The 11,035-nt window shown below is 68.9% G+C and carries 9 protein-coding genes and 1 rRNA gene; 8 read left to right on the top strand and 2 right to left on the bottom strand.

Translation table 11 applies throughout. The features are described from left to right. The first annotated feature begins 335 nt into the window (after window positions 1–335). The 7 genes from HAV22_RS30555 to HAV22_RS30525 all read left to right on the top strand — a co-directional run bounded on the left by HAV22_RS30555 (window position 336) and on the right by HAV22_RS30525 (window position 8,998). Complete coding sequence (locus HAV22_RS30555; protein WP_166865556.1) at window positions 336–1,670, top strand: SWIM zinc finger family protein; 1,335 nt, start codon at window positions 336–338, stop codon at window positions 1,668–1,670. Next, the gene (locus HAV22_RS30550) at window positions 1,667–3,235 is read left to right on the top strand and encodes a DUF5691 domain-containing protein (protein ID WP_166865553.1); all 1,569 of its coding nucleotides are present in this window, start codon (window positions 1,667–1,669) and stop codon (window positions 3,233–3,235) included. The genes HAV22_RS30555 and HAV22_RS30550 overlap by 4 nt, the downstream gene beginning before the upstream one ends. Next, window positions 3,232–4,323: an ATP-binding protein gene (locus HAV22_RS30545; protein ID WP_166865550.1), complete on the top strand. Its 1,092-nt coding sequence runs from the start codon at window positions 3,232–3,234 to the stop codon at window positions 4,321–4,323. The genes HAV22_RS30550 and HAV22_RS30545 overlap by 4 nt, the downstream gene beginning before the upstream one ends. A 4-nt stretch (window positions 4,324–4,327) precedes the next feature. Then, window positions 4,328–6,550: a DUF5682 family protein gene (locus HAV22_RS30540; protein WP_166865547.1), complete on the top strand. Its 2,223-nt coding sequence runs from the start codon at window positions 4,328–4,330 to the stop codon at window positions 6,548–6,550. Further along, window positions 6,540–7,682 carry a VWA domain-containing protein gene (locus HAV22_RS30535; protein WP_166865544.1) on the top strand — a complete coding sequence of 381 codons (1,143 nt, stop codon included), beginning with the start codon at window positions 6,540–6,542 and terminating at the stop codon, window positions 7,680–7,682. The genes HAV22_RS30540 and HAV22_RS30535 overlap by 11 nt, the downstream gene beginning before the upstream one ends. A 63-nt stretch (window positions 7,683–7,745) precedes the next feature. After that, window positions 7,746–8,216, top strand: coding sequence for a DUF6328 family protein (locus tag HAV22_RS30530; protein ID WP_166865541.1), 471 nt, complete (start codon window positions 7,746–7,748; stop codon window positions 8,214–8,216). Window positions 8,217–8,521: 305 nt separating this feature from the next. Continuing rightward, on the top strand, window positions 8,522–8,998 hold the full coding sequence (locus HAV22_RS30525) for a YbhB/YbcL family Raf kinase inhibitor-like protein (RefSeq protein WP_166865539.1): 477 nt from the start codon (window positions 8,522–8,524) through the stop codon (window positions 8,996–8,998). Here the strand turns inward: HAV22_RS30525 and HAV22_RS30520 are convergent. Further along, window positions 8,983–9,891, bottom strand: coding sequence for a LysR family transcriptional regulator (locus HAV22_RS30520; RefSeq protein WP_166865536.1), 909 nt, complete (start codon window positions 9,889–9,891; stop codon window positions 8,983–8,985). The genes HAV22_RS30525 and HAV22_RS30520 overlap by 16 nt on opposite strands. Window positions 9,892–10,004: 113 nt before the next feature. On the opposite strand from HAV22_RS30520, the gene HAV22_RS30515 reads away from it, so the two are divergent. Then, complete coding sequence (locus tag HAV22_RS30515; RefSeq protein ID WP_166865533.1) at window positions 10,005–10,865, top strand: aldo/keto reductase family oxidoreductase; 861 nt, start codon at window positions 10,005–10,007, stop codon at window positions 10,863–10,865. A 51-nt stretch (window positions 10,866–10,916) separates the two neighbouring features. Here the strand turns inward: HAV22_RS30515 and rrf are convergent. Next, a 5S ribosomal RNA gene (rrf, locus tag HAV22_RS30510) occupies window positions 10,917–11,029 on the bottom strand. Window positions 11,030–11,035 lie beyond the last annotated feature (6 nt).

Genomic DNA, 11,035 nt, shown 5'->3' with positions numbered 1-11,035 from the left:
CTTATCGACTGTTTATTGTTAAAGAACTCTTGTATTCGGTACTGCCTTGCTGCGCTTGCGAATCGTTGTGTTCGTCAGCAGCAGAGGAATGAGATTATGCAGTGCTTCGCTTAACTCGTCAACCCCTCATCCATTTCGTCACGCCGTCGTTGCCGACTCCTTCAATGCGCTGCGAAACAGGAGGCGCACTATAGCAATCGGCGTCTCGGCACGCAAGAGCCGTTGCGCGCTTGCCACTCGTCTTTACAGATCGTTGTAATTGACGTTTAAACAATAATCGCCGACTATTACCCATACCGAACTAGAAATTATATCAATCCGCCCCAAGGATACCGGTGACCCTCGACGCCAATCAGATCCTGGCTCTCGCGCCTGATCCCGCCTCGGCCAAGGCCGGCAGCCAGTTGGCAGTGCCGCGCAACTGGTCGAACCTGGGCAGGAGCGATGTCGCGCTGTGGGGCGAATGCCAGGGCAGCGGCAAGACACCGTATCGCACGCAGATCGACCTCAGTGGTCCCGCCTTCAAATGCACGTGCCCCAGCCGCAAGTTCCCCTGCAAGCACGGCCTCGGCCTGTACCTGCTGCGGACGTCCGAGCCGGCGTTGTTCGACCCGTCTGACGAACCGGCCTGGGTGCGCGACTGGCTGCAGGGCCGCCAAGTGCGCCAGGAAAAGAAGGCGCCGGCCGACATCACGCCCGAAGCGGCGATCGCCGCTGCGGCGCAGGCGCGCAAACGGGAAGAAAAGCGCGAAGACAAGGTCAGCGCCGGCCTCCTGGAATTGCAGACCTGGCTGCACGACCTGGCGCGCGAGGGCCTCGCGTCCGTGCGCTCGCGCGGCCAGGGCTTCTGGGATGCGATCGCCGCGCGCATGGCCGACGCCCAGGCGGCGCCGCTGGCACGCCGCCTGCGCCGCGCCGGCAGCCTGCTGTACCAGTCCGGCCTTCGCAACGCCGAAGGCCTCGCCGCCAACGAACTCGCGTCACTGTACCTGCTGGCCCGGGCATGGCAGCGCGTCGGCCAGCTCGCGCCCGCGCTCCAGGCGGACGTGCGTGCGCTGCTCGGCTGGACGCTGAGCCAGGACGACGTGCTGCGCCAACCCGCCGTCACGGACCAGTGGTGCGTGCTGGCGCAGAGTACGTTCGACGACGAGCGCCTGCGCGTGCGCGCGACGTGGCTCCTCGGCGCCGGCACCGGGCGCTGGGCGCTGCACCTGCAATACGCCGTCGGCACGCAGGGCTTCGACGTGCAGCTCGCGCCCGGCACGGCGTTCGACGGCGACCTGTGCTTCTACCCGAGCGCATGGCCGCTGCGCGCCCAGATCCGCAGGCAGGATGACGCCGGCCCTGTGCCGGCGGATCTCGAACCGTCCGGCCTGGACGGCCTGCTCGACACTTATGCGGACGCCCTCGCGGCACAACCCTTCCTTGAACGGCTGCCCGTGCTGCTGGGCGGCCTCGTGCCGGACGAAGCGAACCATGGCATCGTCCGCGACGCGCAAGGCCGCTGCATCGCCCTCCACCCATCGTTCCGCCATCCGCTGCATTTGCTTGCGCTGAGCGGCGGCCATCCGCTCACCGTGTGCGGCGAATGGGATGGACGGATGCTGCTGCCGCTGAGCGTCCGGCATGAAGGACGCCTGTACAACATCGACAGCGACTTCCCGTCATGAGCGACGACGCCCGCCAGCTGCGGCAGCTGCTCAAGATCGGGATGGCCCGCGCCGGCCGTCCACCCGCCGGTCTCGCCGCGCCGCTCGATGGGCTGTTGCCGGCCGATGCTGCGGCCGCACCCGAGGCGACGCTGTGGCTGTCGCTGGGCGCGCTTGACCTGTGGGAGCGCGGCGGCTTCGTCGCACCCGACCAGCCGCCGCCGCCGCCGGCGCGCGTCGCCGCGCCCGAGACGCTGCGTCCCTGCCCGCCCCGCGCGCAAGCGGTCATGGTCCAGCTGCTGTGCGGCCTGCATCCGGCCGGCCTGGAAGCCGAGTGGCTGCGCCTGCTGCACCGTCGCGGAGGCCATCTGCCGGCGCACGTACTGCCGAAACTGCTCGATGCGGGCACGCGCCAGCCGGCACTGCGCGCGCCCCTGCTGCCCGTGCTGGGCGAACGCGGACATTGGCTCGCGCGCCTGCAACCCGAGTGGTCGTGGGCCGGCGACGATCCCGATGCGGCATCGTGGGAGACGGGCGCGCCGGAACAACGCGTGGCCGCGCTGCGCGGCTGGCGTGCCCGCGACCCGCAGGCCGCGCGCGCCGCCCTCGCCGCGGCGTGGCCCAGCGAACCGCCGGACCAGCGTGCGGCGCTGCTGGCGACGCTGTCCACGGGGCTCGGCCCGGACGACGAAACGTTCCTCGACGCGGCCCTCGACGACCGCCGCAAGGAAGTGCGCGTCGTGGCCCAGCGCCTGCTCGCGCGGCTGCCGGCGTCACAGCTGGCGCAGCGCATGGTCGAGCGCCTGCTGCCGCTGCTGCGGCTCGAGCGGCCATTGCTGCGCGCCGCGCGCATCGACCTGACGCTGCCCGAGGCACTCGATGCGCCCATGCGGCGCGACGGCATCGGCGCCGCATCGCACCCGGGCATGGGCGAAAAAGCGGGATGGGTCGTGGACATGCTGGCCGCCGTCGATCCGGACGTCTGGACCCGCCACTTCGACCGCCCGCCGCGCGGCTGTCTCGCGCTCGCCGAACACAGCGAATTCGCCAGCGTGTTCGTGCGCGGCTGGGCGCTGGCCTTGCAGCGCCACGCGCAGGACGATCCGTCGCCACGCCTGCAGGCCTGGCTGCGCGATTTGACCGCATGGTGGCTCGCCGTCCCGGCCCAGCGCGAGGCCGTGCCCGACAGCGTGTTCGACGTCGCCGCCGCACACTTCGCGCAGGATGCCGACGGCGCCTCCAGCACGCTGTTCTGCACCCTGCCCGGGAAGTGGATCGCGGACGGCGCGTGCGTGCACCTGCTGGCCCGGCTCGCGGCCGGCGCGGCGGACACGTGGCCGACGGCGTTGAGCCAACACGCCATGCGGCGCGTGTACCCCGTGCTGCCGGCGCTCGCGGACACGGGCCATCCGTGGCTCGTGCGCCAGCTGCTGTCCAGCCTCGCCCTCGTGCTCGACCCCGCGACGGCCGCCGGATTCGATCCGGTGCGCGTGCCGGACGCCCAGTGGCAAAGCGCCGTCGACGCCTTCTTCGATCTCGTCCGCCTGCGCCACGAGATGACTCTTTCCTTCCAGGAGACCGCATGACCGCCACCTCTTCCGTTCTACGCCAGCACGCCGAGCAGCAGTACGCCGACGAGCTGCATGCGCTGATCGCCTCCGACACGCGCCAGCGCCCGCCCCGCTGGAAGATGTCGCCGTGGGCCGTGTCGACCTATCTGCTGGGCGGCGAGCTGGAAAACGGTGTGACGATCAGTCCGAAATACATCGGCAATCCGCGCGTGATCGAGATCGCCGTCGCCACCCTCGCCACCGACCGCGCGCTGCTGCTGCTGGGCGTGCCGGGCACCGCGAAGTCGTGGGTGTCGGAACATCTCGCGGCCGCGATCAGCGGCGACTCCACGCTCGTCGTGCACGGCACCGCGGGCACCAGCGAAGAGGCCGTGCGCTACGGCTGGAACTACGCGCAGCTGCTGGCGAAAGGCCCGTCGCTGGAAGCCATCGTGCCGAGCCCCGTGATGCGCGCGATGCGCACGGGGAGAGTCGCGCGCATCGAGGAACTCACGCGCATGCCGGGCGAAGTACAGGACGGCCTGATCTCGATCCTGTCCGAAAAAGTCTTGCCCATCGCGGAACTGGACGACGAGGTCCTGGCCGAAAAAGGCTTCAACATCATCGCCACTGCGAACGACCGCGATCGCGGCGTCAACGAGCTGTCGAGCGCCCTGAAGCGCCGCTTCAACACCGTCGTGCTGCCGCCGCCGCGCACGGCCGACGAGGAAGTGCGCATCGTCGAGACGCGTGTGGCCAGCATCGGCCGCGCGCTCGAACTGCCGGCCGAGACGCCAGCGCTGGAAGAGATCCGCCGCATCGTCACCGTGTTCCGGGAGCTGCGCGACGGCGTGACGAGCGATGGCAAGACGAAGCTCAAGGTGCCCAGCGCCACCATGAGCACGGCCGAGGCGATCTCCGTCGTCACGCACGGCCTGTCGCTGGCCGCGCACTTCGGCGACGGCGTGCTGCGCGGCGCCGACCTGGCGGCCGGCATGGTCGGCGCGATCGTCAAGGACCCGCTGCAGGACCGCGTGGCGATGCTCGAATACCTCGAGACGGTCGTCAAGGAACGCGACGGCTGGAAGGACCTGTACCGCGCCTGCCGCGACGTGATGGCGTGAGGCGATGAGCGTCCACCTGTTCGGCATCCGCCACCACGGCCCCGGTTGCGCGCGCAGCCTGGGCGAAGCGCTGGCCGCGCTGGCGCCGGACTGCATCCTCGTCGAGGGCCCGCCGGAGGCGGATGCGCTCGCGCGCTACGCCGGCCGCGCGGACCTCGTGCCGCCGGTTGCCCTGCTGCTGTATGCGCCGGCCGATCCGCAGCGCGCCGTGTTCTATCCGTTCGCCGAGTTCTCGCCCGAATGGCAGGCGCTGCGCTACGCCAGCGCGCACGGCGTCGACTTGCGCTTTTGCGACCTGCCGCAGACGCACCGCTTCGGCCTGCGTGCGGCGCGCGAAGAATCGAACGAGGTCGCCGACGACATCCACGCGGACCCGCTGCGCTGGCTCGCCCGCGCGGCCGGCTACGGCGATACGGAAACGTGGTGGGACCATCTCGTCGAGCAGCGCGGCGACAGCCTCGACCTGTTCGCCGCCATCACCGAAATGATGACGGCGCTGCGGACGGAAGCGGGCACGATGGCCGACGACGTCGAAGCGAAACGCGAGGCATGGATGCGCACGACGATCCGCCAGGCCGTCAAGGAAGGCCGCGAACGCATCGCTGTCGTGTGCGGCGCTTGGCATGTGCCGGCACTGGCCGTGCTCCCCAGCGCGAAGAGCGATGCCGACTTGCTGAAGGGACTGGCGAAGGAAAAGGTCGCGGCCACGTGGGTGCCGTGGACGCACGGCCGCCTCACGGTCGCCAGCGGCTACGGCGCGGGTGTGACGGCGCCGGGCTGGTACCGGCACCTGTGGCGGCACCGCGAGCGCGCCGGCCTGCACTGGCTGACGGAAGTCGCGGCGCTGCTGCGCCGGCACGATCTGGACGCGTCGTCGGCCCACGTGATCGAGGCCACGCGCCTGGCCGACGCGCTGGCCGCGCTGCGCGGGCGCCCGCGCGCGGGGCTGGACGAATTGATGGAAGCCGTGCGCGCCGTACTCTGCTACGACAGCGACGCGCCGCTGCGCCTGATCCGGCGCGAGCTCCTCATCGACGAGGCACTGGGGTCCGTCCCGGACTACGTGCCCGCCGTGCCGCTCGCGCAGGACGTGGCGGCGCAACAGAAGCGCTTGCGCATGCCCGTGCGCGCGGACGCGACGGAGCTCAACCTCGACCTGCGCCAACCCGCGCACCTCGAGAAAAGCGTACTGCTGCATCGTCTTTCCCTGCTGGGTGTCCCGTGGGGCCGGCAGCAATCCGTGCGCGGCAGGACGGGCACCTTCCACGAGCCGTGGCAGCTCGCGTGGGAGCCGGAATTCGCCGTCGACCTGATCGCCGCGAGCCGCTGGGGCGCCACGCTGGAAAGCGCCGCGACGGCCCTCGCGGCCGACCGCGCGGCGCAGGCGCAGCTGCTGCCCGAGCTCACGCGCCTGATGGAGACGATCCTGCTGGCCGACCTGCGCGCAGCCGTCGCGCCGCTGATGGCGCGCATCCAGGAAGTGGGCACGCTGACGCCCGACCTGGGACTGCTGCTGGCGGCGCTGCCGTCCCTCGTCAACGTGCTGCGCTACGGCAGCGCGCGCAACGTCGACACGGGCGCGCTGGGCAGCGTCGTCGACGGCCTCGTCTTGCGCGCGTGCATCGCGCTGCCGTACGGCCTGCGCGGCGTCGCGGACGATGCGGCGGCCGGCCTGCTCGGCCAGATCATCGCGGCCGACCAAGCGGTGCGCCTGCTGCAGGACGACGCCCACGCGGCGGCATGGTTCGACGCGCTGGAAGCGGGCGCCACGAGCGACTTGTCGCACCCGCTGCTGGCCGGACGTGCGAGCCGCATCCTCACGGAACAGGGCCGATGGGACGCGGAGCGCGCCGCGCGCCAGCTGGCGCTGCGCTGCTCGCCGGCGGTGCCGCCGCTCGTCACGGCACATTGGCTCGAAGGCTTCCTGCAAGGGAGCGGCGCGCTGCTCGCGCACAGCGACGCGTTGTGGCAGATCGTGAATGGCTGGCTGCTCGCGCAACCGGAGCACGTGTTCACGGAGTTGCTGCCGCTGCTGCGCCGCACGGTCGCCACGTTCAGCGCACCGGAGCGGCGCGAACTGGGCGAGCGCGCGGCGCAGGCCGGCGGGACGACTGCCAGCGTGACCCCGGCACAGGCCGTCGATCCGGCGCGCGCGCTACGCGTGCTGCCCATCCTGCACACGCTGTTCGGAACCCGCCCGATTCAGGAGACCGTCCATGACGCATGAAAAAGAAGCCGCGCGGCGCTGGCGCCTCGTGCTGGGCCAGGACGCCAACGACGCGTTGACCTTGAACGCGGGCGACGCGGCCGTCGATGCCGCGCTGGACGCACTGTACGGCGCCGGTCCGGACACGCGCGGCGGCAGCCTGGGCGGCTCGGCGCCGCGCGTGGCGCGCTGGCTGGGCGACATCCGCCAGTACTTCCCGGCGAGCGTCGTGCAAGTGATGCAGAAAGACGCATTCGACCGCCTGGGCCTGCAGCAGATGCTGTGCGAACCGGAGATGCTGGCGGCCGTCGAGCCGGACGTGCACCTCGTCGCCACGCTCCTCAGCCTGAACCGCGTCCTGCCGAACAAGACGCGCGCGACGGCGCGCGCCGTCGTCGCGAAAGTCGTCGAGGATCTGGAAAAGAAGCTCGCGACGCCACTGCGCCAGGCCGTCGCGGGCAGCCTGCATCGCGCCGCGCGCAACCTGCGCCCGCGCCACCAGGACATCGACTGGCTGCGCACGATTCGCGCCAACCTGCGCCATTACCAGCCCGACTACCAGGCCATCGTCCCGGAGACGCGCATCGGCTACGGCCGGCGCGGCCGCGCGCTGCGCGACATCGTGCTGTGCGTCGACCAGAGCGGATCGATGGCGCCGTCCGTCGTATACGCGAGCGTGTTCGCGGCGGTCCTCGCGAGCATCAAGGCCGTGACGACGTCGGTCGTCGTGTTCGACACGGCCGTCGTCGACCTGACGCCGCTGCTGCACGACCCGGTCGAAGTCCTGTTCGGCACGCAGCTCGGGGGCGGCACGGACATCAATCGCGCGCTCGCGTATTGCCAGGGCCTCGTCACGCGCCCGCAGGACACGATCTTCGTCCTGATCAGCGATCTTTACGAGGGCGGCAACAATGCCGAGATGCTCAGGCGCGCGGCGAGCCTCGTCGGCAGCGGCGCGCAAGTGATCGCACTGCTCGCGCTGGACGACGGTGGCGCGCCTTCGTACGACCGCAACAACGCGGCGAAACTGGCGGCGCTGGGCATTCCGTGCTTTGCCTGCACGCCCGATCTGTTCCCCGACCTGATGGCGGCCGCGATCCAGCGGCACAGCCTCGAACAATGGGCGTCGGCGGCCGGCATCGTGCACGCGTGACGGCGCGCCGGCGTCAATCGTGCGGGCGTTGAACACAGCCGTGTTTGGCGCTACTGTCCTCTCATGGACGATCAAGATTCGCAACAAGAAAAGAACCATCGCACGATGCGCGACATCATCGAGGAAGCGCGCTGCATCCTGCCTGGACTGCAGGCGGTGTTCGGCTTCCAGACGATCGCCGTGTTCAACGAACGCTTCAACGACCTTGCGTTCTACGCGCAGGCCTGCCACATGGCTGGCCTCGCATTGATGGTAATCGCGATGGCACTGTTGATGACGCCGGCCGTGTACTACCGCGCCCAGCATGGCGAGGCGACGTCGCACATGGTGAAGGTGTCGCGCAAAGCCATCCGTGTTGCGTTGATGCCCCTGGCGAGCGGGCTGTCGCTCGACATGTTGACGGTCGTGTCGCTTGCGACCGACATGCTCTCGATCAGCATCGCTGCCGCCGTGGCGTCGCTGCTCCTCTTCGTCGGACTCTGGTACCTGATCCCGCGCCGCGATCCGGTGCAGGTCGAGGAACCGCCCTCCTGACGCCAACATTACCGCCCGCGTGTTGTGTGAGGCGCCTAACGGATGGCGACGCTCACAACCGGATAATGGCCCTGTGTCCGCGGCGCCGCTCAGACGTTGCCGCGGCACGCGATTTTACGAACTGGGCAACACGCCACCTTCGGGTTTCGATATCGGGGGAAGCACAGCCGGTGGCGATGTTTGCCCAGCCGTTCATGCGGCGGCGCGATGGCCGCGCCGGCCGCTGCGGCTGGACACGACCTGCGCAACCTTGGTCGTTTGCCGGTGTCGAAGCGTTCATGCAGTCGAACGCAAAGGAGGCAACCATGGACTTGATCCTGACCTCGGCCGACTTCCCGCCCGGCGGCCCTATCCCGGCCATCCACACGTGCGACGGCGCGAACACCTCGCCTGCCTTGTCGTGGTCGGGCGTGCCGCCCGATACGCGCAGTCTCGTCCTCATCGTGGACGACCCGGACGCACCCGATCCCGCCGCACCGAAAATGACCTGGGTACACTGGGTCCTCTACAACCTGCCGCCACAGACGACTCGGCTGCCCGCAGCCGTCCGCGACGCGGACTTGCCGCCGGGCACGCAAGCCGGCACGAACGACTTCAAGAACACGCACTACGGCGGACCCTGCCCGCCCGTGGGACGGCATCGCTACGTGCACAAGCTGTATGCGCTCGACACCGTCCTGCCCGATTTGCGCCACCCGACCAAGGCCCAGCTGGAAAAGGCGATGCAGGGCCATGTGCGCGCGCAGGCGGAACTCGTCGGCACCTATCAGCGCGGGCGCTGATCCGCGCGAATGAAATCGACGAAGGCGCGCAGCGGGGCCGGCACGAGCCGCCGGCCGGGATAGTAGAGGTAAGGCCCGGAAAAGGACGGCCACCACGGTTCCAGCACGGGCTCCAGCTCGCGCCGTCCGATGTACGGGCGGAGCCAGTCCTCGAACAGGTAGACGATGCCTGTGCCGGCGACGGCCGCGTCGATTTTCAGTTCGAGGGCGCCGCCCACCTGGACAAGCAATTGTCCGGGCGGATCGATCGTCACCGTCTCGCCGTCGCGCTCGAACGTCCAGCGGATAGCCGCACCGCTCGCGAAACGGGCGCGCATGCACGCATGGTCCAGCAAGTCGCGCGGATGCTGCGGGCGTCCGCGTCTGGCGAGGTAATCCGGTGACGCGGCTGCGGCCATCCGCTGGACGCGCGGCCCGATGGGCACCGCGATCATGTCCTGCTCGAGCTTTTCTTCGTAGCGGATACCAGCATCGCAGCCGGCCGCAAGCACGTCGACGAAGCTTTCGTCCGCGATCACTTCCATGCGGATTTCGGGATACGCGGCAAGGAAGCGCGGCACGATGGATGGCAGCACGAGTCGGGCCGCGCTCATCGGCACATTGAGCTTGAGGGTACCGGTGGGCGTGTCGCGAAATCCATTGACCACGTCCAGTGCGCTTTCCACTTCGTTCAGCACGGGGTTCAGGCGCGCGAGCAGGCTGCGCCCTGCCTCCGTCGGCACGACACTGCGCGTAGTGCGGTTGAGCAGGCGGATACCGAGCTTCGCTTCGAGGCGGCGCACGGCATCGCTGAGGCCGGATGCGCTGCCGCTCGTGGCGCGCGCGGCATCGCGAAAGCCACCGGCGCGCGCCACGGCGACGAAGGCGGACAAATCGCCGAGATCGACTTTCATATCGCCCTCATTGTTCGTTTTTGCGTACAACCCTTGCGGACTATAGCGGATTGTCCGGCGATCGACGTGGATTTATCGTGGATGCCCTGTTCACTGATCATTCAAGGAGTTCCATGTCCGCCATTGATTCTGCCGGGACGTATCAGCTCGGCAACCGAACTGTCAGGCGCCTCGGCTATGGCGCCATGCAGCTGGCCGGCCCCGGCGTCTTCGGGCCGCCGCGCGATCCCGACGCTGCCCGCGCCGTGCTGCGCGACGCCGTGGCGCGCGGCGTCAACCATATCGACACGTCCGATTTCTACGGGCCCCACGTCACCAACCGGTTGATCCGTGAAGCGCTGCATCCGTATCCGGACGGTCTGGTCATCGTCACCAAGATCGGTGCACGCCGGGACGGCACGGGCGCCTGGCTGCCGGCCACGTCGGCGCAGGAATTGCGGCAGGCGGTGCATGACAACCTGCGCAATCTCGGCCTCGACGTGCTGGAGGTCGTCAATTTGCGCAGCATGCTGGATGTGTTCGGTCCCGCCGAAGGATCGCTCGAGGCGCAGGTGACGGCATTGGCCGAGATGCGTGAAGAAGGCCTCATCAGGCACATTGGGTTGAGCAACGTGACGATGAAGCAGGTGGAGGACGCGCGGCGCATCATCCCGATCGCGTGCGTGCAAAACATGTACAACCTCGTCCACCGCAATGACGACGCGATGATCGACGCCCTGGCGCGGGACGGCATTGCCTACGTGCCGTTCTTCCCGTTGGGCGGAATGTCGCCGCTGCAGTCGGATGCGTTGTCGGCCGTCGCGGCGGAGCTGGATGCGACGCCCATGCAGGTGGCGATCGCGTGGCTGTTGCAACGGTCGCCGAACACCCTGCTCATTCCAGGAACATCGTCCCGTGCGCATTTGCGCGAGAACGTGAAGGCGGCGGAGTTGGTGTTATCGGAAAAAGTGCTGGCGAAGCTGGAACGGATCTAGAAAGCAAAAAGCCCGCTCAGTCTTGACTGAACGGGCTTTTCTTAATAACTAGCCTGACGATAACCTACTTTCACACTGGTTGCAGCACTATCATCGGCGCAAAGTCGTTTCACGGTCCTGTTCGGGATGGGAAGGGGTGGTACCGACTTGCTATGGTCATCAGGCATAAC

The sequence above is a fragment of the Telluria antibiotica genome, assembly GCF_011682055.1.
Lineage (GTDB): Bacteria > Pseudomonadota > Gammaproteobacteria > Burkholderiales > Burkholderiaceae_D > Telluria > Telluria antibiotica.
The sequence above is the reverse complement of the archived record's forward strand: the minus strand, read 5'-3'. Positions and strand labels throughout refer to the sequence as shown.

What these genes read in the sequence shown, in the direction of transcription:
- HAV22_RS30550 (WP_166865553.1), top strand. Translation starts at nt 1,667, where the DNA reads ATGAGCGACGACGCCCGCCAGCTGCGGCAGCTGCTCAAGATCGGGATG.
- HAV22_RS30545 (WP_166865550.1), top strand. Translation starts at nt 3,232, where the DNA reads ATGACCGCCACCTCTTCCGTTCTACGCCAGCACGCCGAGCAGCAGTAC.
- HAV22_RS30540 (WP_166865547.1), top strand. Translation starts at nt 4,328, where the DNA reads ATGAGCGTCCACCTGTTCGGCATCCGCCACCACGGCCCCGGTTGCGCG.
- HAV22_RS30535 (WP_166865544.1), top strand. Translation starts at nt 6,540, where the DNA reads ATGACGCATGAAAAAGAAGCCGCGCGGCGCTGGCGCCTCGTGCTGGGC.
- HAV22_RS30530 (WP_166865541.1), top strand. Translation starts at nt 7,746, where the DNA reads ATGGACGATCAAGATTCGCAACAAGAAAAGAACCATCGCACGATGCGC.
- HAV22_RS30525 (WP_166865539.1), top strand. Translation starts at nt 8,522, where the DNA reads ATGGACTTGATCCTGACCTCGGCCGACTTCCCGCCCGGCGGCCCTATC.
- HAV22_RS30520 (WP_166865536.1), bottom strand. Translation starts at nt 9,891, where the DNA reads ATGAAAGTCGATCTCGGCGATTTGTCCGCCTTCGTCGCCGTGGCGCGC.
- HAV22_RS30515 (WP_166865533.1), top strand. Translation starts at nt 10,005, where the DNA reads ATGTCCGCCATTGATTCTGCCGGGACGTATCAGCTCGGCAACCGAACT.